This is a genomic window from Pseudoalteromonas sp. PS5 (assembly GCF_004103255.1).
Lineage (GTDB): Bacteria > Pseudomonadota > Gammaproteobacteria > Enterobacterales > Alteromonadaceae > Pseudoalteromonas > Pseudoalteromonas peptidolytica.
Window position 1 is genome coordinate 1 of sequence record NZ_RCSQ01000071.1, and the last position, 25,543, is coordinate 25,543.

General features: G+C 42.1%; 21 protein-coding genes. 16 read left to right on the forward strand and 5 right to left on the reverse strand.

The window, feature by feature from the left end:
- Nucleotides 1-213 precede the first annotated feature (213 nt).
- From D9603_RS09730 to D9603_RS09740, 3 genes are all read right to left on the reverse strand, one after another.
- Entirely contained in the window at nucleotides 214-1,689 is a 1,476-nt protein-coding gene (locus tag D9603_RS09730) for an exopolyphosphatase (protein ID WP_128731158.1), read from the reverse strand.
- A gap of 18 nt (nucleotides 1,690-1,707) precedes the next feature.
- The gene (gene ppk1 / locus D9603_RS09735) at nucleotides 1,708-3,804 is read right to left on the reverse strand and encodes a polyphosphate kinase 1 (protein ID WP_128731159.1); all 2,097 of its coding nucleotides are present in this window, start codon (nucleotides 3,802-3,804) and stop codon (nucleotides 1,708-1,710) included.
- 117 nt (nucleotides 3,805-3,921) lie between these two features.
- Nucleotides 3,922-4,428 (reverse strand): ACT domain-containing protein, encoded by a 507-nt coding sequence (locus D9603_RS09740; protein WP_128731160.1) that lies wholly within the window; start codon nucleotides 4,426-4,428, stop codon nucleotides 3,922-3,924.
- A 304-nt stretch (nucleotides 4,429-4,732) separates the two neighbouring features.
- Between D9603_RS09740 and D9603_RS09745 the strand changes: the two genes are divergently transcribed.
- The 10 genes from D9603_RS09745 to D9603_RS09790 all read left to right on the forward strand — a co-directional run bounded on the left by D9603_RS09745 (nucleotide 4,733) and on the right by D9603_RS09790 (nucleotide 15,481).
- Nucleotides 4,733-6,967, forward strand: a complete 2,235-nt coding sequence (locus D9603_RS09745; protein ID WP_128731161.1) for an ABC transporter permease subunit — start codon at nucleotides 4,733-4,735, stop codon at nucleotides 6,965-6,967.
- Between the two features lie 15 nt (nucleotides 6,968-6,982).
- Complete coding sequence (gene pstA, locus D9603_RS09750; protein WP_128731162.1) at nucleotides 6,983-8,632, forward strand: phosphate ABC transporter permease PstA; 1,650 nt, start codon at nucleotides 6,983-6,985, stop codon at nucleotides 8,630-8,632.
- A gap of 27 nt (nucleotides 8,633-8,659) precedes the next feature.
- A complete protein-coding gene (gene pstB, locus D9603_RS09755) occupies nucleotides 8,660-9,487 on the forward strand; it encodes a phosphate ABC transporter ATP-binding protein PstB (RefSeq protein WP_125252137.1) in 828 nt (275 codons plus the stop codon).
- Nucleotides 9,488-9,510: 23 nt separating this feature from the next.
- Nucleotides 9,511-10,212 carry a phosphate signaling complex protein PhoU gene (gene phoU, locus D9603_RS09760; RefSeq protein WP_010607158.1) on the forward strand — a complete coding sequence of 234 codons (702 nt, stop codon included), beginning with the start codon at nucleotides 9,511-9,513 and terminating at the stop codon, nucleotides 10,210-10,212.
- A gap of 142 nt (nucleotides 10,213-10,354) precedes the next feature.
- Nucleotides 10,355-11,032 carry a TIGR00153 family protein gene (locus D9603_RS09765; RefSeq protein ID WP_125252136.1) on the forward strand — a complete coding sequence of 226 codons (678 nt, stop codon included), beginning with the start codon at nucleotides 10,355-10,357 and terminating at the stop codon, nucleotides 11,030-11,032.
- Nucleotides 11,033-11,068: 36 nt separating this feature from the next.
- Nucleotides 11,069-12,337, forward strand: a complete 1,269-nt coding sequence (locus tag D9603_RS09770; RefSeq protein ID WP_128731163.1) for an inorganic phosphate transporter — start codon at nucleotides 11,069-11,071, stop codon at nucleotides 12,335-12,337.
- A 109-nt stretch (nucleotides 12,338-12,446) separates the two neighbouring features.
- Nucleotides 12,447-13,373 carry a hydrogen peroxide-inducible genes activator gene (locus tag D9603_RS09775; RefSeq protein ID WP_128731164.1) on the forward strand — a complete coding sequence of 309 codons (927 nt, stop codon included), beginning with the start codon at nucleotides 12,447-12,449 and terminating at the stop codon, nucleotides 13,371-13,373.
- A 116-nt stretch (nucleotides 13,374-13,489) separates the two neighbouring features.
- The gene (locus D9603_RS09780) at nucleotides 13,490-14,029 is read left to right on the forward strand and encodes an RNA polymerase sigma factor (protein ID WP_125252133.1); all 540 of its coding nucleotides are present in this window, start codon (nucleotides 13,490-13,492) and stop codon (nucleotides 14,027-14,029) included.
- Nucleotides 14,022-14,594, forward strand: coding sequence for a hypothetical protein (locus D9603_RS09785; RefSeq protein ID WP_128731165.1), 573 nt, complete (start codon nucleotides 14,022-14,024; stop codon nucleotides 14,592-14,594). Before D9603_RS09780 ends, D9603_RS09785 begins: the two co-directional genes overlap by 8 nt.
- Nucleotides 14,591-15,481: a hypothetical protein gene (locus D9603_RS09790; RefSeq protein WP_128731166.1), complete on the forward strand. Its 891-nt coding sequence runs from the start codon at nucleotides 14,591-14,593 to the stop codon at nucleotides 15,479-15,481. The genes D9603_RS09785 and D9603_RS09790 overlap by 4 nt, the downstream gene beginning before the upstream one ends.
- Nucleotides 15,482-16,056: 575 nt before the next feature.
- On the opposite strand, the gene D9603_RS22100 is transcribed toward D9603_RS09790, so the two are convergent.
- Both D9603_RS22100 and D9603_RS09800 read right to left on the reverse strand, forming a co-directional pair.
- Entirely contained in the window at nucleotides 16,057-16,254 is a 198-nt protein-coding gene (locus tag D9603_RS22100) for a hypothetical protein (RefSeq protein ID WP_125252130.1), read from the reverse strand.
- 155 nt (nucleotides 16,255-16,409) lie between these two features.
- Complete coding sequence (locus tag D9603_RS09800; protein ID WP_128731167.1) at nucleotides 16,410-18,920, reverse strand: EAL domain-containing protein; 2,511 nt, start codon at nucleotides 18,918-18,920, stop codon at nucleotides 16,410-16,412.
- Nucleotides 18,921-19,178: 258 nt separating this feature from the next.
- Between D9603_RS09800 and queA the strand changes: the two genes are divergently transcribed.
- The 6 genes from queA to D9603_RS09830 all read left to right on the forward strand — a co-directional run bounded on the left by queA (nucleotide 19,179) and on the right by D9603_RS09830 (nucleotide 25,542).
- Entirely contained in the window at nucleotides 19,179-20,216 is a 1,038-nt protein-coding gene (gene queA, locus D9603_RS09805) for a tRNA preQ1(34) S-adenosylmethionine ribosyltransferase-isomerase QueA (protein ID WP_125252128.1), read from the forward strand.
- Nucleotides 20,217-20,430: 214 nt separating this feature from the next.
- Nucleotides 20,431-21,570, forward strand: coding sequence for a tRNA guanosine(34) transglycosylase Tgt (gene tgt / locus D9603_RS09810; RefSeq protein ID WP_125252127.1), 1,140 nt, complete (start codon nucleotides 20,431-20,433; stop codon nucleotides 21,568-21,570).
- 21 nt (nucleotides 21,571-21,591) lie between these two features.
- Nucleotides 21,592-21,930, forward strand: coding sequence for a preprotein translocase subunit YajC (gene yajC, locus D9603_RS09815; protein WP_125252126.1), 339 nt, complete (start codon nucleotides 21,592-21,594; stop codon nucleotides 21,928-21,930).
- A 24-nt stretch (nucleotides 21,931-21,954) separates the two neighbouring features.
- Complete coding sequence (gene secD / locus D9603_RS09820) at nucleotides 21,955-23,814, forward strand: protein translocase subunit SecD (protein ID WP_128731168.1); 1,860 nt, start codon at nucleotides 21,955-21,957, stop codon at nucleotides 23,812-23,814.
- A 9-nt stretch (nucleotides 23,815-23,823) separates the two neighbouring features.
- Complete coding sequence (gene secF / locus D9603_RS09825; RefSeq protein WP_125252124.1) at nucleotides 23,824-24,768, forward strand: protein translocase subunit SecF; 945 nt, start codon at nucleotides 23,824-23,826, stop codon at nucleotides 24,766-24,768.
- A 246-nt stretch (nucleotides 24,769-25,014) separates the two neighbouring features.
- Nucleotides 25,015-25,542: a hypothetical protein gene (locus tag D9603_RS09830; RefSeq protein WP_128731169.1), complete on the forward strand. Its 528-nt coding sequence runs from the start codon at nucleotides 25,015-25,017 to the stop codon at nucleotides 25,540-25,542.
- Nucleotide 25,543: the final 1 nt, after the last annotated feature.

Sequence of the window (25,543 nt, forward strand, 5' to 3'; positions counted from 1 at the left end):
TTTTTCCTAGTTATCGACAAGATTTTCTCGCCTCAAAATAGACCACTTAATTAAGCAAATTGGTATAAAACCTCTACTTTGAGTCGCTGTATATTTCTTTGTCGCTGTTATCCATTATGATTGCTTGATTATATCTCTTAACTAAGTTTGCTATTTTGAGACAAAAAACCTGTTGATAGCACTGTCATCGCCAGCGTCTTGATGTCCTAATCTTTAGAATGTCAGCTGGATCCCCAATGCTTTTAAATATCCCTGCTCTTGTTCTAAATCGGCTTCAAATAATGAATGGGAAGCAAGCCACTGTGCTCCAACGTGCAACACTAGCGTATTGTCTAGGGCTGCGATACTAAGTTCAGGAAGTTGCTCCTGCTGACGCTTTTGGTTCACTAGTATACTCAAGCGAAAAATTGCCAATAGGCGGCTAAAATGACTTAATTCCCCTTCAATCAGCTCAAGTAATTCAGGTAATTTAATTTTCTTTCGATAAAACCGTACCAATGCGCTGAGTGTTAATTGCTGAGCTTGCGTAAAGCCTGGCAGTTGACTGTGTCTAACAATATACGCCCCGTGTTTATGCATTCCTGATGAGTTAATCGCGAGGCCTACCTCATGCAGTTTTGCTGCCCAGCAAAGCATTTCTACATCGTAGTTTGATAACGGCCAGTGGGTTTTCAGTTGCGATGTAAACAACTGAATAGTTTCACATATATTGTCAGCATGTAATTTATCTATGTTGTAATGGTCACTAAAAGCATTGATAGTTCGGGTTCGAATATCAAATGCTTCCGTTTGATGCATTTCAAATAATAAGCCTTCTCTAAGCGCATAATCACTTAGACGCATGGTTGCAATATGTAGCTGTCGGAATAATGCAATTAATACTGCAAGGCCGCCTGAAATACTGACTTTTCTTTCTTCTGGCAGTGATTTTAAAGTGACGTTATTAATATGCTGAGCGTCAATAAAGAGTTGCTTTATTTGCTCAAGCTTTGCAAGTGTTATCTCATCACTTGCGGTTAACTCAGCGACCATAGCTGCAATAGTTTTGATAGTTCCAGAGGTGCCTATCACCGTATTCCAGCCAAGTTTTAAGTAGCTAGCAGCAATACTCTCGATATGCTGTTCGGCTTTGATCTCTGCTTTTTTAAAGCGTTTTGCTGATAACTTGCCATCAGCAAAATATGCTTTATTCATGGTCACACAGCCAACATTACGACTACTCAAAAGCTTATGGGTCAGGTGTTGTCCTATCACCAGTTCTGTACTGCCACCGCCTATATCGATAACTAAGCGGTTGTGCGTATCATGTTCGTAATTTGCTACACCTTGATAAATAAGACGCGCTTCTTCTTGACCAGAAATTACATTAATCGGGTAGGGAAAAACTTGTTTTGCTTTGGCAAGAAAGTAATTGAGATTTTTGCAATTTCGTAATGTATAAGTCGCTACTACTTGAACAGACTCTTTTGGAAAGCCATGCAAAGTTGTCGCAAATTGTGACAAGGTATCTAGTGCTCTTGCGATAGCTTCGTCACTGAGATTAAAGTTGCTGTCCAGACCAGAGGCCAAGTAAACTCTTTGTTTCTCTTTATGGAGCAGTTGTAAGCGACCATCAACTTCTCTTGCAACAACAAGGTGAAAACTATTTGAACCTAAATCCACAGCTGCAATAGAAGGGTAGTCGCGCATACATTAATCCTAACAAGTTTACTCTTTAGTTCCCGTTAATTGCTGTGATTCCCATTTTTTTAGATGGTCATAAATCGCAATTTGAGAACGAATTTTTTTACGGTTGCCACGGCGAACGTACAGATTCTTCTGTTCGGCGTCAATGACTCTTGCTTTCGTCCTATCTTTAAACTGCAACTCAATGACGTCGATGATAAGCTTTTTCAAATGCTCTGCATAAATAGGGGTGCCCACTTCAACGCGGTGGTCAAGGTTGCGGGTCATCCAGTCAGCAGATGAGATAAACACTCGTGGCTCGCCATTATTATCAAATATCATTACTCTAGGGTGTTCTAAAAACCTATCGACAATACTAATGACTTTGATGTTATCGCTAAATTGATGTAATCCCGGTATAAGCGCGCACATACCGCGCACAATCAGGCGGATCTTTACCCCTTTTCGAGATGCTTCGTATAGTTTATCAACAAGCTGTTTATCGACTAAGTTATTAATTTTTATTGTTACTTTTCCGCTTCGCCCTTGCTCTGAGTGTTTGATTTCATCATCAATTAACTCAGTAATTTTACTACGAGCATTAAGTGGTGAAATCATTAGGTGGTCAAACTTAAATGGCAAATAACTACTTTCGATAAAACGAAAGACACTATCACATTCTTCTGTAATATCGGGATGTTTAGTGAATAAGCTAAAGTCGGTGTAGATACGCGCCGTTTTTTCGTGGAAGTTACCAGTACCAATATGCGCGTACTTTACTATTTTTCCTTTTTCTTTGCGGTGTACCACACACAGCTTGCTGTGTACTTTGAGTGCCGGGATCCCGAGCATCACTTTGATGCCATACTCGCTCATAAGCTTTGCCCACTCAATGTTATTTTGTTCATCAAACCGCGCTTTTAGCTCAACCATTACGGTAACTTTTTTACCGTTTTTTGCTGCACTGACCAAAGAGGCAATCAGCCGAGACTGTTTTGCAACACGATAGATATTTACCTTTATTTGGGTCACTCGTGGATCGAATGCAGCTTGACGCACATACTCAAGCATATGATTAAAGGTGTGATACGGATAATACAGCAAAATATCTTGAGCAGATATTGCTCTAAAGACACTGCTATATTTGCTAAAAGCTGCGCTTTGTAGTGGCGGTAATGGTTTATTTTCTAAGTAGCCACGGCCAACATTTGGAAATGAAATAAAGTCTCTGAAGTTACGATAGCGACCTGCTGGGATCATAGCGTCTTGGCCGGTAACACCTAATCGTTTTTTCATCAGCTTAAGCATTTCTTCAGGCATTGTCTCTTCGTATACAAGCCTCACAGGTTCAGCATAAAGGCGCTGTTTGAGGCCCTTAGACATCGTATCAAGTACGCCTTCTTCTAATTCGTCGTCTAAGTTGTATTCAGCATCTCGGGTGAGTTTCATCGAGTAAGCGTCGATACGTTCGAATTTAAAGAAACTCTTGAACACGTCGGCAATAAAAAAGCGCACGACATCATCCAGTAAAACAATCGTTTTATGTCGGCGTGTTTTTTCAGGAGGGAGCTGTACAAAGCGGTTTAGGCGATCAGTCGGAACCTCTAAAAAAGCATGGTGCTGCTTTTCACCATTGAGCTCAACGAACAGATAAGTCATGGTGTCATTCATATTGTCTGAATAGTCTTTACTCTCATTAATCATCATCGGTAGCAAGTGTGGCAAAACTTGATCTTTGAAATAATTTGCTAACCAATTTTTATGAAAATCAGATAAGACTTCAGGCTGTTCAACGTGAATATTATGCTCATTCAAGTCCTTCAATATTTGAGCGTATATAGCATTGAACTTTTTACCGAGTTCTAGTACTTTTTTTTGAATGTCAGCAAGTAGTGCCTCATCTTCGTCAAAGTTAGTATCAGGTAAGTTATTTAGCAGGATACGACGTTTAACGTCTGCGACTCGTACTTGAAAAAATTCATCTAAGTTATTGGAAAAGATACCAAGAAATCGGATCCGTTCGATGATCGGATTAGCGGGATCCTTAGCTTCTTGTAAAACGCGTTCGTTAAACGAGAGCCAGCTTAATTCTTTGGCAAAGTATGTGATGGTTTTATGCTCTAAAGATACGGCCTGCATTGTGCTTTCCATAGGTACAGCTTTTCTACAGCTTAAGTAGGGTGTATGACACTATTATGACAAACACGACGCGCCTGTTGTGTTTGCCATAAGACTATCTTGAGTATAGTGCAGCTTTTAGCTCTCTTCTATGTCGACAATCAAATCACTAGTGATTGATTCAAGTGCATCTACGACGTTTTCTTTCACCATGCCAACGGGTAAAGTAACTGTGGCAAAAGCGCTAAAAATAGGGAGTCCCCAATTCGGTGCACTGCGTTGTTTCGATGTGAGGTGGGTAATATTCGCCCCTTTATGGCGAATAACAGTCGCGAGCTCTTGGACTATTCCCGGTCTGTCATTACCAGTAATCACTAAATTGAGCGTGTCGGGCTCTGCCTGTGTTGCTGACGTTTCGCCTGACTCTATTTTTACCTCTAAACCAGGTAGTGCGTACAGTGCCTCTTGTATTTCTTGCAAATGTTCTTCAGCGACTTCAATTTGCACTATACCTGCAAAGTGACCTGCTAAATGACTTAAATTACTCGTTAACCAATTACCATGGTGAGAAAGAATTGTAGATGATATTTTCTCGACGAGACCCGGCTGGTCCTTACCTATAAGTGTTAATATTAACTGCTTCATATCATGTCTCTTTTTTTGTGGCGCCCGTAGGCGAAAAAACGAATTCGGCGCATGATTTAGACTAGTCTAAATACTGGCTTTGTCCAGTCTCTGGAAACACTTAATGTAAAGAAATGCAACGAGATTTAGGTCTTTACTCTAGCTTAACATTGAGGCTGTTTTTTGTTCTGTTTGGTTTGTTTTTTTTGATAATAAAACTCTGCACTAAGGTAATTGAATAACGTGCAATTGTGTATTGGGTGTAACACAACTGTCATCTTGATGAAATATAATGCCCGCAATTTTAAAACCAAAGGGTATATTGATGACTTCCAATCCGCAAAAGCCATCCTTTAAAACGGATAGAAGCCGTCTATTCAAAGACAGGTTTGCACAATTTGGCATTACCTCCGGTGGAGTAATGGTCTTAATCGCACTTTTACTTATCTTCTTTTACTTACTGTATGTTGTTCAGCCCATTTTTGAATCTGCAAAGGTTGAAAAAAGAATGGACATTCAGCTAGTGCAAGAGCAGAAATACCTAGGTATCGGCGTTGAAGAACAAACTGAAATTGCCTATTTACTTAGCCGCAGCGGTACGGTTGATTATTATCAAATCAAAGGCGAAGGTGCTGGTAAGCTACTGGACTCGCTTAACGTTGATCTTGATGGCAATGTAACTGCATTTGCGGAAAGTGCCCCATTTTTGGGTCAGTATGCATTTGGTCTTGATAATGGACAAGTGCAGCTAGTCAAGCCCATGTTTATGGTCAGCTTTCCCGGTAATCAACGTGTATTGACACCACGTCTAAGTTACCCACTAAACGCCAAGCAACTTATTGTAGATGAGCAAGGTCAAGCAATCCGCAAATTTGCGTTTAGCCATTTTGAAGACAAAACTGCAGTGGTTGCGCAAACAGCTGACAAGCGTGTAATTTTTGCTTCTTACGTTGCTGAAGAGAATATGTTTACTGGTGAAGTTGAATGGGCGGTTGAGCGCACGGAGTTGGATATAGACGGTCGTGTTGACGAGCTACTGATTTCACCAGACACATCACGCACCTTTGTTCGTTCTGCTAACCAAGTCTATGTGTTTGATACACGGTATGCTTCAGAAGTAGAGTTATTCCAATTACTCGCGGCAAATGAAGAAAATGCCAACTTAGTCAATATGAATTTGCTCGCTGGTGCAAACTCGCTGATGCTTGCTAATGATAATGGTGAAGTGTCTCAATGGTTTGAAATCAATACCGATAATGGGCGTCAATTTGACAAAATACGCTCATTTGAGACGCCCAAGAGTAAAAGAGTAAACTTGTTCAGTGAGTTTTATCGTCGCACTTTTTTCACAACCAATGAAAATGGTGAACTTGGTCTGTATTACACCACCAGTGAAGCACACTTATGGCAAGGTAAAGTGACGGATAAAGCAATACAAAAATTTGCTGTTGCACCACGTGCGAACGCGGCTTTACTACTCGCTGATGATACCTTGACGGTTGTTGAACTGCATAATGAACACCCAGAGGTAACGTGGTCTGCATTATGGCAAGAGGTGTGGTACGAAGGTTACCCAGAGCCTGCTTACACTTGGCAATCCACATCAGCTAGCGATGACTTTGAGTCTAAATTTTCCCTAGTACCAATTTCATTCGGTACGATTAAAGCAGCAATGTACGCCATGTTATTTGCAGTACCTATAGCGCTAGCGTCAGCTATTTACACGGCTTACTTTATGTCCAGTGAGTTGCGCCGAGTCGTTAAACCAACGGTAGAAATTATGGAAGCACTACCTACGGTTATCTTGGGCTTTTTAGCGGGTCTTTGGCTTGCTCCTTTAATTGAAACTCATCTACCAGCAGTGGTTGCTCTATTGGTGTTATTACCAATAGCAATGATTGCAACGGCATTTGGCTGGACTAAATTACCCGCAAAAATAAGACACGTAGTGCCTGAAGGTTGGCATTCAATTTTGCTTATCCCAGTGGTACTGATTGTTGGTTGGCTCTCGTTTGCCATGAGCGGTGGTATTGAGTCTTGGTTGTTTGGCGGTAATGTGCGCCAATATTTAACTAATGAACTAGGTCTAACATTTGACCAGCGCAACTCCCTAGTAGTAGGTATCGCAATGGGCTTTGCGGTCATTCCTACTATCTTCTCGATTGCTGAAGATGCGGTATTTAGCGTACCCAAGCACCTTTCAAATGGCTCACTGGCACTCGGTGCTACGCAGTGGCAAACTTTGGTTCGCGTTGTATTACTGACAGCAAGTCCTGGTATCTTCTCTGCTGTGATGATGGGTTTAGGACGCGCAGTTGGCGAAACCATGATTGTATTAATGGCAACGGGGAACACGCCAATTATGGACTGGAGTATATTTCAAGGTATGCGTACGCTTGCAGCGAATATCGCGGTTGAAATGCCAGAATCTGAAGTGGGAAGCTCACATTACCGCATCTTGTTCTTAGCTGCCTTTGTATTATTTATTTTTACTTTCGTATTTAACACCGTTGCTGAATTTGTCCGCCAGCAGCTGCGTGAAAAATATAGTTCAATGTAATTGGAGTGACATGACATGGTAAAGCAGTGGTTTAAGTCAGGTTCTCCGTGGATCTGGATGACAGGTGGCGCGGTCAGTATTAGTTTGATTTCGGTCATTGGACTCTTGGCAATGATAGCGTGGAAAGGGCTCAGCTTTTTCTGGCCATCACAAGTGGTAGAAATGCAATTAGAGGGATCCGTTGCGCAGCAAACAGTGATCGGTGAAATTTATGATCGCGAAATGGTACCAAAGTCTCGACTTGAGGCCGCAGGTTACGACTTATCTGACTATCAGGCCGAATATGTAGAGCGTTTGCTAGTTAAAACAGGTAACCGTGAATATGTGGAGCTTGACTTTAGATGGGTCTTGTCCACTGATATAAAGCGTCAAACAGTACCAGCTGATCTGGCTGTATTTGAGCGCAGTAAAAATGGTAACTTCTATGGCTATGTCGTCCGTGTTTTAGAAGATGGCAATGCCGTTGTGGAGCAACCAGTTGAGAAACTGCATGAGTTAGTAGAGCGCGCCGTAGACTTAAATGAAGAAGCACTAGATCTACAAAACAGTGAAATCGGTCATATTAACTATGAACTTGAGCGTTTACGCTTAAAAGAAAAATCATATCAGTTAGATAATGAACTGACTGATGAGAGGCTAGCTGAGCTAAATGCTCGTCGTGCAGAGTTGCGTGAAGATTACAAAGTATTTGAGAAGCGCCTTTTTGAGCTAAGAAAGCAAGCAAAGCGTGACCAAGTCGTTGTCCGCGACATGCGTGGTGAAGAAGTAACACTTCCATTGTATCAAGTGCTGGATGTGTGGTTCCCAAATGATATGGGCTTTTTCGCTAAAGTAGGTCATTACTTGGTACAAATTAGCAAGTTTGTAAGCGACGATCCGCGTGAAGCAAATACCGAAGGTGGGGTTTTTCCTGCAATCTTCGGTACGGTATTCATGGTGATGTTGATGGCAGTGATTGTGACGCCATTTGGTGTGGTCGCAGCAATTTACTTGCATGAATATGCGGCAAAAAATGCGATCACTAAGATGATACGTATCGCAGTGATAAACCTCGCAGGTGTACCGTCTATTGTATATGGTGTATTTGGTCTTGGTTTCTTCGTTTATATGTTAGGTGGCTCAATTGACGAACTGTTCTACCCTGAAGCTGCGCCAAGCCCTGTATTTGGTACGCCAGGGGTTATCTGGTCAGCGTTAACGTTGGCAATTTTAACGTTACCTGTGGTTATTGTTTCTACAGAAGAAGGTTTGTCACGTATTCCAAGTTCAGTACGTCATGGTTCATTAGCGCTTGGCGCAACTCAAGCGGAAACGCTTTGGCGGATCATTATACCAATGGCAAGCCCTGCAATTATGACCGGCCTTATCCTTGCGGTAGCACGAGCTGCTGGTGAGGTAGCACCACTGATGCTGGTGGGGGTGGTAAAGATGGCACCAACACTACCGCTAGATGGAAACTTCCCCTATATTCACTTGGATCGTAAGTTTATGCACCTAGGTTTCCATATTTATGATGTAGGTTTCCAAAGCCCGAATGTTGAAGCAGCAAGACCTTTGGTTTATGCAACTGCGTTCTTGCTGGTTACGGTGATTATTGCACTAAACATTACCGCTATCGGTATTCGTAACCACTTACGCGAAAAGTTCAGATCACTAGAGCATTAATAGTAAAGATTTTTAACAGGTAAAAACATGATTACAGTAGCGCCAGAAGTCAATCAAGCAAATGCTAACAACAAGCTTGATTTAGCAAATTTAAGTCCAGAACTCACCGCACTAGAGATCAAGAACCTAGATCTTTACTATGGTGATAAACAAGCTCTTAGCAACGTCAACATGTTGATCCCAAAAGGGCAGGTAACCGCATTTATCGGTCCATCAGGTTGTGGTAAATCAACATTACTGCGTTGTATTAACCGCATGAACGACCTGGTTGATAGCTGTCGTATTGAAGGAGAAATCAATCTTCAAGGACAGAACATTTATGATAAGAGCGTCGATGTTGCAGCGTTACGTCGCAACGTGGGTATGGTGTTTCAAAGGCCAAATCCATTCCCTAAATCTATTTATGAGAATGTGGTTTACGGCCTACGCCTACAAGGTATCAAAGACAAGCGTAAGTTAGACGAAGTGGTTGAAAAATCACTGCGCGGCGCTGCGCTTTGGGACGAAGTCAAAGACCGACTTCATGACAGTGCATTTGGTTTATCAGGTGGTCAGCAGCAGCGTTTGGTTATTGCTCGCTCAATTGCGATTGAACCAGAGGTGCTGTTACTTGATGAACCAACATCGGCACTGGATCCAATTTCTACGCTAGTTATTGAAGAGCTCATTAACGATCTGAAAAACAAGTATACTGTAGTTATCGTTACACATAACATGCAGCAAGCTGCGCGTGTATCTGATCAAACTGCGTTTATGTATATGGGTGAGTTAATCGAGTATGCAGATACCAATACTCTATTCACCACGCCGTCTAAAAAGAAAACTGAAGACTATATTACTGGTCGTTACGGTTAAGACGCGCTTGCGAGGAGAATATTATGGAACACAATATTAATAAGCACATTTCTGGCCGCTTTAACGAAGAGCTAGAAAACGTGAGAAATCACGTACTCAGTATGGGTGGACTGGTAGAGCAGCAACTAAACACAGCGCTTGATGCGGTTAATCACAATGATGCTGAAAAGGCGAAAAAGGTCAGTCAGAACGACTACAAAGTCAATGCCATGGAAGTCAACATTGACGAAGAGTGTACGCGAATTATCGCCAAAAGACAGCCTGCTGCCAGTGACCTACGTTTAGTCGTTGCGATTGCAAAAACCATCGCGGATCTTGAGCGTATCGGTGATGAGGCTGAGCGAATTGCAAAAGTAGCACTCGATTCATTTACCAAAGATCAGCAAGATTTATTGGTAAACATTGATAACATGGGACGCCAAGTCTCGCAGATGCTGCACGATGTATTAGATGCGTTTGCGCGTATGGATGCGCAAAAAGCATTTGAGGTTCACAAAGCGGACGCAAAGGTCGACCGCGAGTATGAAGCTGTCACACGTCAAATAATGACTTATATGATGGAAGACCCACGTTCTATTCCAAAAATTATGGACTTAATTTGGTCCGTACGTTCATTAGAGCGTATCGGTGACCGCTGCCAGAATATTGCAGAATATGTAATTTACTTTGTAAATGGCAAAGATATTCGTCATACATCTCAAGAAGATATCGCAAAAACCTTGTGATGCTTATCAAGTAGTTGCGCGCTTTGGGCGCGCAATTTCATACTAAGTTCATCTAAACTTGTAATAAAACCGTTCACAACGGCGCTCAATGCTGTAAAATTACTCTTTGCACATGCATACAAATATGATTTAAGGGTCAGTTATGCCTAGTAACGCGTTTTTAGGAGTGTTTGCTAAATCTCCTATTAAGCCAATTGAAGAGCATATAAAAATAGTCCATCAGGCCAGTGCGGCCTTGATCCCATTTTTTAACCATGTCTTCAAAGGGGAGTGGGCGGAAGCGGATGCAATTCGCATTGAAATCCGAAACCTTGAGCGTGAAGCAGATGAACTTAAGCGTGAAGTTCGCTTACAGTTGCCTCGCGGTTTATTTATGCCAGTAGAACGGACTGACTTACTGGAACTAATTACTCACCAAGATAAGATTGCCAACAAAGCGAAAGATATCGCCGGTCGCGTTATCGGTCGTGAAATGGTGATCCCTGAATCCATTCAAAAAGACTTTCTTGCTTACGTCACCCGTTGTGTAGACGCGACTAAACAAGCATCTGAAGCAATCAATGAGCTTGACGAGTTACTTGAGACTGGCTTTAAAGGCCGTGAGGTTACACTCGTTGAAAAAATGCTCGTTGAGTTAGATGCTATTGAGCAAGATACCGATGAAATGCAAATAAAGATTCGTCAAGAGCTACGTGCTGTTGAAGGCGAGCTAAACCCGATTGATGCGATGTTCTTATACAAAATCATCGAGTGGGTAGGTGGCCTTGCGGATATTGCAGAGCGCGTTGGTTCACGTCTTGAGCTGATGTTAGCTCGTTAATAAAAATCGATCTTTGAAAATAAAGTAAGGTTTGTTATGGATTTTATTGCATCCTACGGCACGGTATTGGTTTTAGTTGCCGCAGCAGTTGGTTTCTTTATGGCTTATGGTATTGGCGCAAATGATGTTGCTAATGCGATGGGTACTTCGGTAGGTTCAAAAGCACTTACCATCAAACAAGCAATTATTATTGCTATGATCTTTGAATTCGCGGGTGCTTATCTTGCGGGTGGCGAAGTAACATCAACGATCCGAAAAGGGATCATTGACTCTACTCCTTTTATTGATATTCCTGAACTTATGATATTGGGGATGATATCAGCATTATTTGCCGCAGGTAGCTGGTTATTATTAGCTTCTATGTTGGGCTGGCCGGTATCAACTACGCACTCAATTATCGGTGCTATCATTGGTTTCGCACTGGTCGCGGTAGGTAGTGAAGCTATCCAGTGGGGCAAGGTTGCAGGGATAGTTGGTAGTTGGGTAATTACTCCTGCTATTTCAGGCTTTATCGCCTATCTTATTTTCATGAGCGCACAAAAGCTTATCTTTGATACCAATAAACCACTAGAAAATGCCAAGCGTTTCGTCCCTATTTATATGGGTCTAGCGGGCTTTGTGATGTCATTAGTTACCATTAAGAAGGGACTAAAACACATCGGTATCAACATGGGTACTTTTGAAGGTTTTGCGCTGGCAATCGGTATCGCTATCGTGATTGGTATCATCGGTAAATTTGCAATTTCTAAATTGAAGATGGATCCAAATGCAGATAAGCAAATGCAGTTTAATAACGTTGAAAAAGTATTTGCTATTCTGATGGTGCTGACAGCGTGTTGTATGGCATTCGCACATGGTTCAAATGATGTAGCAAACGCAATCGGTCCTTTAGCAGCTGTAGTAAATATTGTTGAAAATGATGGTGAAATTGCAAAGAAAGCGGCGCTTGCGTGGTGGATCTTACCATTAGGTGGTTTGGGTATTGTTGCTGGTCTTGCGATTCTTGGTAAAAAAGTAATTAAGACCATTGGTGAAGGTATTACGCACCTTACTCCGAGCCGTGGTTTTGCAGCAGAGCTTGCAGCAGCCTCAACAGTTGTTATCGCCTCTGGTACCGGTCTCCCTATTTCGACAACTCAAACCTTAGTTGGTGCAGTTTTAGGTGTAGGTATGGCTCGTGGTATTGCCGCATTGAATATGGGTGTTATCCGTAACATCGTAGTTTCTTGGGTAATTACATTGCCAGTTGGTGCTGCCCTTGCTATTGTTATATTCTACATTTTGAGATTAGTGTTTGGCGTTTAAAAGCAAACCACACCTTTTCAAAAAGACAGACTTTTAGCTTGAAAAGATCTCAACACCTTTGGTGTTGGGGTCTTTTTATTTGTGCTGTTGAAAATAAAGAGTAAAGCTTGTGACGAATTTACCCAGTATCAAACAACTACAATACCTTCTTGCGGTGCATCAGCATCAACACTTTGGCCGAGCAGCCGAAGCTTGCTTTATCGGTCAGTCGACGCTAAGTAGCGCGATACAAAACCTTGAGGAAACACTTGGGTGTCAGCTTATTGAGCGTGAAAATCGCAGCCTAATGTTTACTGACATTGGCGAAGAAGTGGTAGAGCGAGCACGGAAAATTATCGATGACACCATGAGTGTGAAAGAGCTGACCAAAAGCTATAAAAACCCACTTTCTGGTAAGCTAACTTTAGGTATTATCCCAACTATTGCGAGTTTTATTGCAGCACCCCTTTATCAAGCTTGTAAGAAAGAGTTTGAAGCACTTAACCTAGTGCTAGTTGAAGACACCAGTGATAACCTATTAGATAAATTAGAGCATGGGCATATCGATATGGCGATGCTTGCACTGCCATATAGAACGGATAAGTTCCATACTCAAGTCTTAGCCAAAGATCACTTTAGCTTAGTTCGTCATGCAGATTATAGTGTGCCAGAGCCAATAGAAGATTTTAATTTATTACCAGAGCAAAGCGTCTTCTTGCTGGAAAAAGAACACTGCATGACGGGGCACGCATTGAGCGCTTGCCACTTAAATCGTAGCGCGTGTATCAACCCGTTTGAGGCGGCAAATCTGCATACATTACTGAGCATGGTCGAATACAAAAATGGTGTCACCTTCTTACCACAAATGGCCATTAATGCTGGAATTTTACAAGGTAAGCCCCTTATTGCAACGCCCCCACAGGATCATGCCTATAGGGAAATAGGCTTAATATGGCGCCGTACCACTGGACGGATAAGGGATTTTAGACTGTTTAGTGATTTTGTTAGAGGCTATATTTCATCACAGTGTCAAGCCAAAGCTGACAGTATGAAGTAAGATTCAATCCTATCTATCGCACCAGTAATGGTGCTTTTTTCAAAAAATTCTCTATTGATACAACTTTTTTAATACTTGCAGCGATTAACTGATAAAAGAATTAATGAGTGAGCTGAGTGTTTTTTAATAGCGAAAAACAATTAATAAAAAGAGCACTACAAGGCAATCAAGGTGCTTGGGCATCATTATGTAAACAGCATCACAGTCGAGTATACAACCAGTGCTTAAGGCTCGTGGGTGAGCCGCAAGATGCGCTGGATATAGCACAAGATGTATTTATCAGTATGCACCGTAATTTACATACATTTAATGGTAACTCTCAGTTTTCAACTTGGGTATTTAAAATTACCCACGCAAGGATTGTTGACCATATGCGTAAGCGGAAATTCGAATCAATTGAAGGGAAAGAGCCGGAGGTACTTCAAGCTGGACCTGATGCTGGAGTGGCTCAACAGCAGAGTAATCAAGAAATTTATGATGCACTAAAACAGCTTCCTTTTGAGCAACGGATTGTGGTTGAACTAAAGTTTTTCCAGCACTACACATTCGAAGAGATTGCTATGCAACTTGAACTATCGACTAACACGGTAAAGGCGCGACTATATAACGCGCTTAGCAAAATGAAAGGGCAACTAGAGGTGCGTGATCATGGCTAAATTGGATGTTTTGTTTGCAAAATGGTTAGAGGGAAAGCCAATCACAGAGGATGAATTAGCAGCGCTGCGTAATAACAGTGAATACCGTGACATGCTCCAAGCTGCAACGCAATGGCAGCAACATGCCAAGACGTACCAAGTGCAAACACCACCACCACAACTTACTCAGCAGTCAAATACTGATACTTGGTCCTTGTCGACTGTAGCTGCTTGGTTGGTCGTAGGATTGGGAGTTGCAGGTTTATGGTTACAAAACTTGGGGTTACACGAGCAAATGACTGCGCAACAAATGCAGTTGGCCAAGCAACAAGAGGTAATTCAGAAGGTCTTATCCCAGTTTGATGAAGTGAAACCGATAGAGCAAGAAGCACTCTCCAGATTAGTGACCCAAGTTGTGGAGCAAAATCGCAAAGAACGAAGTTTAGCAATGAATAACTTGGTTGATCTTATCCAAGCGCAACGTGCGCAAGATCAAGCACTACTTAGATTGCAACTAAATGAACTTGCAGAGCAAGTAGAGCAGACACCAACGCAGAATTTAGCACAGTATCGAGGTAAACCATGAAGTTAATTACATTGTGCCTAGGCGCAGCTGCAACATTATGTGCAAGCTTGGTCCAGGCTGAGTCGCCAAATCCATCTTTACAGCGTGAAGTGGCTATTTTTGAACGTGTACTAACTAGTGCGCTACAGCATGACACACAAGATCAAGTCCGTAGCGTTTCTGGTTACTACCTTCATGATCAAGGAGCAGTGTTTGAATTAGTATTGAAACGTCGACATCGACTAGAGTGGCTATCACATATAGAGAACCTTGACGATGTTGCAGCTATTGGTGAGTTTGAATTACCAGACTTAGACATCGCGATTGCTGAAGTAGAAGTCTCAGAGCCAATTGCTGAGGCTTTCTCTGAAGCTTATGCCGATGTTGCTGATAAAGTAAGAGCGGGTGCTGAAAAAGTAAGAGAAGCTGTTGAGCAAGAAAGAGAAAACCGGATCAGACTCAGAGAACTTGAGCGCGAAAAGGCTGAACTTGAGTTTGCGAAAATGCATGAGCAGGAAGCCGACAGCCAGAAGTTTAGTGAGTCTTTAAAAGAAGTCGAAAAACGTATTGTGCAACTCTCGCATAAAGACACCGAATTAAAAGCCTTAAAAGATAAACTCAAGAGCAGTCTAGAAGCATCTCGAGCGAAAAGGGAAAAGGAAAGAGTACAGCAGCAGCGAGCACTCGAAGAAACGCTTACGATGAGTTTAGCAACCAGTCTATGTGATTACGGTGCCGGCTTACGCAGCTTGCCTGATGATGAATATATTAGTTTTATCTACAGCGAACCAAATAACACAAATAGCAAACAAATACGTATCTATCCAAAATCATTGATACAGCAATGTGTGACTGGAAAGAAAAGTGCAACAGAGCTACAAGAAGCGGCTGTTAGCTACCGCTTCTAACTAATACCATTAATTTGACTTAATACTTGCTCAATTTGAAGGAGTAAATCTGACGCTAACCGCGTTAAAAATTGCTTATTTAGAACAACTAAACAGCAAAATTTTTGCCTTGCCTACAGGACGTAGGTACCTCGGCGTGAGCAGGACGCGGAAGCGGTGTTATCGACAAGATTTTCTCACCTCAAAATAGACCACTTAATTAAGAAAATTGGTATAACCTGAACTTAAAGTTAGAAATAGGCTAATCAACAAAAGTACCTAAGCTTAACAGCGGAATATTACTCTAGCCAAAAAGTATTTCTTAATGCAAAGCAAATGTCATGATGTGGTTAGGGATAGTGGCTAGAGCATCACCTTTTTACCGAGTTCAGGTTATCGTTCTGCGCTATATCGGGAACCCTAATAAAAACAGCATGCCAAGAGTAGCGGCATGCTGTTTTTGATTAAATATAGTACTTTACCAACGCACTTTGTCTGAATGGACGTTGACACTTTGGCGATAGCAGGCAGCGATGCTGGTGTTATCGACACGGATTACTCATTGCAGAATAGGCGTCAAATTGAGTAATCTAGTGTTACGCTTGTTCAATATTTTTGGCCGTAGTCAAGTTCGGTAGAAAGAGTAAGTATACCCACACGACCAAGTTAAAATAGGGTAGCAGTCCAAGCCCCGTGAATAACTTTACTGGATATCCCTTAGCACTAGCATAACGGTAGCACTGATATGCGATGAGCAAGTTTGCAAGTATTAAAAAAAGCGATAATGACAGCATAATTTACCCCTTGAAGTCCATAGCAAGATGTAGCTCAATCCTTTGAATGTCTATATTTTTAAGGTGTTACCTTAAAATTTGATGACATTTTAAACTGGTATCTTTAATTATAGTGAACTTTGCAAGAAGTAAAAGTAACCTTTAGTATAAAGTTGTTACTGCTCTGTTTTTAGGGATAAAATAGTTTTTAGGTTGCATTCCAACTGCTCGATGGGAAGTGGCCTCGAGATAAAATAGCCTTGACCATAATCCACACCAATCTCTCTAAGTTTATGAAATATATCTTTATTCTCAACGTATTCAGCTACCGAACACTTGTCTAATGAGTGACTGATATCGTTTACAGCCTTGACCAAAGCCAAGTCGATAGGATCATTTAACATGTCTCGTACAAAGGAGCCGTCAATCTTAACATGCTGTGCAGGAAGCTGTTTTAGGTAGCTAAAAGTACTAAAGCCTGTTCCAAAATCATCAATAGCAAAATGGCAGCCTAAGTCGTTTAGATTTTTGATCATAGACTGTGTTGCATTTAAATTATTAATACTGGCTGATTCGGTGATCTCGAATATAACGCGATTCGCACTTACCTGATACTCAGTGAGACAGGCTTGAATATGTGGTTGCAGTCTCTCATCTAAAAAAGAGTGTGCAGACAAGTTAATCGCCACTTGGCTGAGCACATCAAACTCTGAAAGTGCCTTGATCGCAGTTCTGATAACGCATTGATCCATTAGAAAAGTATCGTTTAAAAGCTCCAATGCGGGGATAAACTGATTGGGGTACACGATTTCATCATTGATTTTCAACCTGAGTAAGGCTTCGTAATACGCAACTTGTTGCTTTTTGAAGTCCCAAATAGGTTGATAATGAAGTTCTATACTGTCATTTTGTAGCGCTTGTCTGACACTGTGACCCCACTCTAAGCCGATTTGTAGTGTTTGGTTCTGCTCATCTTCTTTGTTGTAACAATGAACTAGATTACGCCCCAGATTTTTTGCAATATAAAGTGCAATATCAGCTTGCTTCAAACACTCATTGGGATCAGCATTGTCACTGTTAATTTGGGTCAAGCCAATCGAGCAACTAATAGAGTAGGCATTATCTTCGAAATGAAACTTATGCTTTTCAATGGCCATACAAATACTTTCCGCATACATATGGGCATCGAGTAAAGCGGTATGTTTGAGTAAAATTGCAAATTCATCACCACCAATACGAAACGTAAGGTGCTGTTCTCCAATTTCATCCCCAAACAGCTCTGACACTTCTTTTAGAACAATATCGCCTTGTTGATGACCTTTGCTGTCATTAATGATTTTAAAGTGATCTAAGTCGATGTAAATCAGGGCATGCTCAATATCATTTGTAGACTTTACTTCATTACACAGTTGATTAAGCTGCTGGTCAAAATAATAGCGATTATGCAAACCTGTCAGTGTATCGTGTAATGCTAAATGTCTGAGTTGCAATTCTGCTTGTTTACGCTCATGAATGTTATCAAGCGTCGCAGTGATAGCTACGGAGCTAGATGTATTTTTGATAAGTTGCAAACGGCACTCCACCCAAATGAGATGACCGTTTTTATGACGTAGCTGTAATTCTATTTGAGCATGCTGTCGCTCACCATTTTGCATTTCTTGCATTACGGTTTGCAGCGTTACTAGTTCCTCTTTGGCGATATAGTCATGTAGTTGGGTATGCAAACTAGACTTTATCCCAAACCCTGACAGGTATTCCCATGCTGGGTTAATAAATCGAATCGCGCCTTCTAAATCAAGTTCAACCACAACCGTTCTTAAATGAAGGAGGATCCTTTGGTGTGCGGAAAACAAATCTTTATAACGATTTTCACTTCTGCTTAGCTGTTCAACCTTATTTGCAAACTCAGCGTAACTCACCATAAAGTCTTCTCGCCGTGCGGCGTGATCACATACTTTACTTAAAAATGGCATATCGTATGGTGCCCGAACAAAGTCGGTTACGCCAAGTAGTAATAGTTGCTCAGCATGATCGGCATCACGTTTGTCAATAATGGTCACAATTGCTTGACTAGGTTTATGTTTTAGAATGCTCTCTACGAGTTCGTCAGCGGAGCCAGAAAGGTTGGTCGTTGTGTCCATTAAGACGATAGCATAGTTACCCTGAAGAAATAGCGATAGGGCACTGTTTGCTGTATTTACATGCGTACAAGAGAAATTATGTGATAGATGCGCACAAATTTTTTCAGCTTTATTTTGGTCCGGTTCAAGGAGTAGTAAGTTGAGCCGGCTACTTTTATCTAGATGTGTCGACAATACGTTTGCCAAGATCTGCGGCAGCATATCTTGTCGCTCAAACGGTAGCACAGCATCTATACTGTAGCTGCGCGCGGTCGTCTCAGCGATACGCTCACAATAAGTTGGCGGAATAAGTACGATAGGCGTACTTTTTGAGGTAGCGAGCAAGCCTGAACGTATCATACGAGAAAAGCGCCAGCCATCAATTTTACCGATGTTGAGGCCGGTAATCACTAAGTCGACGGGTTGAGTTTTTAGTAAACTCAAAGCATCTTGTGAGTCAGATTTAGTAATAATAGTAAAGACATCTAATACGCTGAGCGTTTTAGTTAAAGTTTGCGTTTCGTGAGTACTGGCGTTAACAATGAGCAACGTTAGTTGTCTAGACACAATAAAAAAACCTCACCAGATACTGGCATACGATTACAACGGTTGACGGTATAAAATGTGCGCTAAAAGGCATAAGCTATTGTTTCAACTTAAAGAATAAAGATTGTACAGCACTTTGTGCTTTAACTTCGTAAAATCTTTTAAGTGAACGCCATTTTAGACCCGCTAGGTTAAAGGTATTTACGCAAGGTTACAAGCACTTGATTTCGCTAAAACACCGCACTAGACTTGGCGCAATTTTCGAAATGAGGCTTTTCCATGCGCGTAGCAGACTTTAGTTTTGACCTTCCTGATGAGTTGATTGCAAGACACCCAATGAAGGAGCGTTCTAGCAGTCGTCTTCTTACCTTAAATGGCAATAGTGGTGAAATCGAGCACAAGATTTTTAAAGATATTGTAGCGCTTATTAACCCTGAAGATTTAATCATCTTTAATAACACAAAAGTGATCCCTGCTCGCATGTTTGGGCAAAAAGCCAGTGGTGGAAAATTAGAGGTATTAGTCGAGCGTGTCGTTGATGAGCGGACAGTACTCGCTCATGTTAGAGCAAGTAAGTCGCCAAAGCCTGGTACTAAAATTGAGCTTGAAGGCCAAGCAACCGCTGAAATGGTTCAGCGTCATGGTGAGTTATTTGAGTTAAGGTTTGAAGGCGAAGAAAACGTGTTGGCGATTTTAGATAAAATTGGCCATATGCCTTTACCACCATACATAGACAGACCTGATGATGATGAAGACAAAGAGCGTTATCAAACTGTTTATGGAGAGAAGCCAGGCGCTGTTGCAGCGCCTACAGCTGGACTACACTTTGACGATGAGTTGATGGCCAAGCTAAAGGATAAAGGCGTTGAGATGGCTTTTGTGACTTTACATGTTGGTGCAGGTACATTTCAGCCTGTGCGAGTAGATTCGGTGGAAGAGCATGTCATGCACTCAGAATACATCGAAGTCTCAGAAGACGTTGTTCAGGCGATTAAAGCGGCGAAAGCGAGAGGAGGGAGAGTTATAGCGGTAGGGACTACGTCAGTGCGCTCACTTGAATCTGCCGCAAAAGCGAATGGCGGCGAGATTGCTCCGCTTTACGGCGATACCGATATTTTCATTTACCCGGGTTACCGCTTTAATGTGGTTGACGCCATGGTGACTAACTTTCATTTGCCAGAATCGACATTAATCATGCTAGTGAGTGCATTTGCAGGGCAAGAACATATTATGAATGCCTACCAAACTGCAATCGCAAAGCAATACCGCTTTTTCAGTTACGGTGATGCTATGTTCTTGCAAAAGCAAGATAAGTAATTTACACCATACAACTATTAAAATGCCCAGTATTACTGGGCATTTTGCTTTTTCTGACTGTAAAGTTGTCGGCGTGATATAGACTTTGGGTTTTTTATCCCAATATTAGAATTGAGCCGTTAATCTTGGTAGAATCGGAAGATCACCGCCCTAAATATGGGGTTAGCATGTTTTTTAATCAATGTTGGACTGTTTTTCTGACAACGAGGTAACAATGAAATTTGAATTAGATCGCAAACAAGGCAAAGCTCGCCGAGGTCGCTTAATCTTCGACCGTGGTGTAGTAGAAACTCCTGCGTTTATGCCGGTTGGCACTTATGGCACAGTAAAAGGCATGACCCCAGACGAGCTTAAAGAAACGGGCGCGCACATCTGTTTAGGCAATACCTTCCACTTGATGCTACGCCCAGGCACGGAGATCATCAAACAGCACGGTGATCTGCATGATTTTATGAACTGGGATAAGCCTATCTTGACTGATTCTGGCGGCTTCCAAGTATTTAGCCTAGGTGCGATGCGTAAAATTTCTGAAGAAGGTGTGCTATTCAAATCTCCTGTTAATGGTGAAAAGATTATGTTGTCGCCAGAAAAAGCGATGGAGGTGCAGCGTGACTTAGGCTCAGATATCGTCATGATTTTTGATGAATGCACCCCATATCCAGCAACAGAGAAAGAAGCTAAAGATTCAATGGAGCTGAGCTTACGCTGGGCAAAGCGCTCTAAAGAAGCACATGGTGATAACCCGTCAGCGTTGTTTGGTATTATTCAAGGCGGTATGTATCCTGAGCTTCGTGCTGAGTCGCAAAAGGGCTTAGAAGAAATAGGTTTTGATGGCTATGCACTAGGTGGTTTATCTGTTGGTGAGCCAAAAGAGGACATGATCAATATTCTTGATCAATGTGCATATAAAATGCCTGAGCAAAAACCACGCTACTTGATGGGCGTGGGCAAACCAGAAGATTTGGTTGAGGCAGTGCGCCGTGGTATTGACATGTTTGATTGTGTAATGCCAACGCGTAACGCTCGTAATGGTCACTTATTTGTGACCGGTGGTGTGGTGAAAATCCGTAATGCAGCACACAAAACGGATACCAGCCCATTGGATGCAGAGTGTGATTGCCACACTTGTCAGAATTACTCTCGAGCGTACTTACATCACTTAGATAAGTGTAACGAAATTTTAGGCGCTCGACTCAATACCATCCACAACTTACGTTATTATCAACGTTTGATGGAAGGAATGAGAAACGCCTTGTCAGAAGGCACATTTGACGAATTTGTCGAAGACTTTTATGCGCGCCGTGGCATACCGGTGCCAGAGTTGGCTGACGTTGGTTTGACAGAAAATAATTAATTTTATAAACGAGGAAGTGAAATGAGCTTTTTTATCTCAAGCGCGCATGCTAGCAGTGCAGCGGCTGCACCAGCAGGTGGCGGTATGGAAATGCTAATCATGTTAGGTATTTTTGGTCTGGTATTTTATTTTTTAATTTACCGTCCACAAGCTAAACGTGTTAAAGAGCACAAAGACCTAATGGGCGCATTAGGCAAAGGTGACGAAGTACTAACTCAAGGTGGACTTGTGGGGAAAATCACAAAGGTAGCCGATGATAAGGATTTTGTTGTAATCGCACTAAACGACCAAGCTGAAGTGACAGTGCAAAAATCAGCGATTTCAGCAGTACTTCCTAAAGGTACAATGAAGTCTCTATAAGAAAAACAATAAAGGGATAGTCCAGTGTTAAACAAGTATCCAATGTGGAAGTACTTACTTGTTCTCGCTGTGTTAGCTATCGGTATTCTTTATGCCACACCTAACCTGTATGGTCGCGATCCGGCCATCCAGGTATCTGGCACAAAAGGAGCAGATGCGACACTCAGCGTATTAGATCAAGTCAACGAAACCCTGCAAAAGAATAACCTTGGCGTGAAATCTTCTGTGCTTGAAGATGGCCAAATCCTTGTCCGCTTCAAAAACGTTGAAGATCAGCTTAAAGCGCAAGATATTCTGCGCAATACTCTAAGTGAAGACTACATTTCCGCTATTAATATGTCCCCTGCACAACCTGAGTGGTTAAAAGACTTAGGTGCAAATCCAATGAAACTTGGTCTTGATTTAAGTGGTGGTGTTCACTTCACAATGGAAGTGGATATGGTCACAGCGATGGACAATGCACTAGAGCAAATGGAGCAAGACTTTAAGAGCGACTTGCGAGAGGAAAAGCTACGCTATCGTACCGTTAGACGAGTATCTAATAGTGAACGTGTGCAAGTAACTATGCGTTCTGAAGAAGACAAAGATGCGGCATTAAGTTTCTTGCGAAAGCGCTATCCTGGTAATGACTTTATCAATGACAGCAGTGACAGCCTTGCTTTCTTCTCAAGCCTTAGCGATCTCAAGTACAAAGAGCTTCGTGAATATGCGATTAAGCAGAACGAAACGATTATTCGTAACCGTATCAACCAACTAGGTGTTGCTGAACCAAACGTACAACGTCAAGGCGGTGAGCGTATTATCGTACAATTGCCAGGTGTTCAAGATACAGCTCGTGCAAAAGAAATTCTTGGTGCGACGGCGACACTGGAGTTTCGTGAAGTAGACGAAAATGCCGATGTTCGCGCAGCTGCACAAGGTCGAGTGCCACCAGGTACAGAAGTTATTCTACATAAAGATGGCTACCCTGTGGTGCTTAAAAAGCGCGTTATTCTTGAGGGTACTCACATCACAGGTGCGCAATCTGGAATGGATGAATATCAGCGCCCACAGGTTAATATCAAGCTAGATAGTAAAGGTGGCGCAAAGATGAACGCCTTTACAAAACGTGCCATTGGTAAACGTATGGCGACGGTTTTCATCGAGTACAAGCCATCAGGCAAGAAAGACGAAAATGGCAAAGCGTTACCACCTATCAAAGTCGAAGAGGTGATTAACGTGGCGACGATTCAAGCGCGTTTAAATAGCTCTTTTCGTATTACTGGGATTGATAGTCCGGCAGAGGCACATAACCTAAGCTTACTACTTCGCGCAGGTGCGTTGGTAGCGCCAATTCAAATTGTTGAAGAGCGTACTGTAGGTCCGAGCCTTGGTCAGGAGAACATTGAAGCTGGTATGACGGCGGTTGTTCTTGGTTTTGCGTTTGTTCTTGCCTTTATGTTGCTGTACTACAAAGGTTTTGGTCTGGTAGCAAACCTAGCGCTTGCTGCTAACCTAATTATGATTGTGGGTGTAATGTCGATGATCCCAGGTGCCACACTTACGCTGCCAGGTATTGCCGGTATCGTATTAACAGTTGGTATGGCTGTTGATGCTAACGTTCTGATTTTTGAGCGTATTCGTGAGGAATTAGCAGAAGGGCGCAGCCCGCAACAAGCGGTACACCATGGTTATGATAGCGCATTTAGTACAATCTTCGATGCCAATATCACGACACTCATCGCGGCGGTGATCCTATTCTCTGTTGGTACAGGTCCAATTGCAGGTTTTGCGGTAACGTTAGCTATCGGTATTATCACGTCAATGTTTACAGCGATTGTTGGTACGCGTGCGGTAATCAACGCTACGATCGGTGGTAAACGTATTAACAAGCTATCAATCTAGGAGACGGACATGCAATTATTGAATTTAAAAAGCACTATCCGTTTTATGTCGGCAAGAAAGCTATCAATGGCTTTCTCGGCGTTATTGATTTTAGCGTCAATCGGCTCGTTTATGGTCAAAGGATTAAACTTTGGTTTAGACTTTACCGGCGGTACCGCGGTTGAAGTTGGCTTCTCACAACCGGCTGATTTAGCCAAGGTGCGTAGCGTGTTGGCCGAAAATGGTTTTGCTGATGCCTCGGTACAGTTGTTCGGGTCTAGCCAAGAAGTGCTGGTACGCCTAGCGCCAAGAGGCGATGATGTTAAGGCTGAAGTACTTGGTAATCAATTGATAGCTGCACTTAAACAAGCTGATGAAAGCGTTATTATGCGTCGTATTGAGTTTGTCGGGCCAAGCGTGGGTGAAGATCTTAAAGAGCAGGGCGGTTTGGCGATGCTAACCGCGCTTATCTGTATCTTAATCTATGTTGCTTTTCGATTTGAATGGCGTTTTGCTGTAGGTGCTGTGGCAGCACTTTTCCACGATGTTGTCTTAACGATGGGATTATTTTCCATTCTTGGCCTTGAGTTTGACTTAACAATTTTAGCAGCGATACTCGCCGTAATAGGATACTCCTTGAACGATACTATCGTTGTGTCAGACCGTATTCGTGAAAACTTCCGCAAAGTCCGAATTGATGACACATTAGAGATTATTAATATCTCTTTGACGCAGACACTTAACCGTACATTAGTCACCTCAATCACGACGATTCTCGTGTTGGTAGCACTATTTGTTTGGGGTGGTCAAACCATTCATGGTTTTGCCACCGCCCTGTTATTTGGTGTTTTCATCGGTACTTACTCATCAGTTTATGTTGCCAGTTCTGTTGCAGTTGCAATGGGTGTGAGCAAAGAAGACTTGATCCCAGTAGAAGTTGAAAAAGAAGGTGCGGATTTAGATGCCATGCCTTAACTACTGACTATAGAGTAAATAACCTGAGCTGCGGATAACTGATACCTTTCTAGCGCTAAAACTCTCTGGCTAGACAAGGAAAAACTAAGTTGTGGCTTAGCAACAGTGAGTTGGAACAGTCCTTATCCAAACCTCAGGTTAAATATCAGAAGCGGCTAACTTAGCCGCTTTTTTGTTAGCATATAATTGTTTCTAAAAAATTACATTGTTGTATAATGATAATCGTTATCAATAAAGGAGATTATCATGTACAAACTCATGATGGCAGTTAGTGTATTAGCCTTAGTTACAGCATGCTCAGAGCAGCCTCAGCCAGAGCAAAAAGCAGCGCCTGCCGTGCAGGAAGCGACTGACTCGCTAAGTATGTATAAAACGCAAGCCGAGGCACTATTAGCCAATATTCGTGTAGAGAAAGAAGATAAAGCCTTAGAGGCTCAGTCAGCAGAGTTGGTGAATTTATCACGCACTCTATTGAACGAATTCGTCGCTAAGTATCCTCAATGTCAGACCTATCTTGATGCTTTAGACAAGGCTGCAGATATCATCCCAACATTACCTTTGGAAGAAATTGAAAGTGGTTATCATGCGGATGGTAAGTTACCAAAATTCGACGACCCAGTTTGTTACCATGCCAAAGATCTATTAGTTCACCCTGCGACAGTTCAAGCGATAGCTATGAATGGCTTTAAAGGGCCTGAAGATTATAAAAGCGCAGAGATGGAAATTGTTGAAGTAATAGCACATTTTGATCAAGTTGAAAGAGCACTGAAGTAAG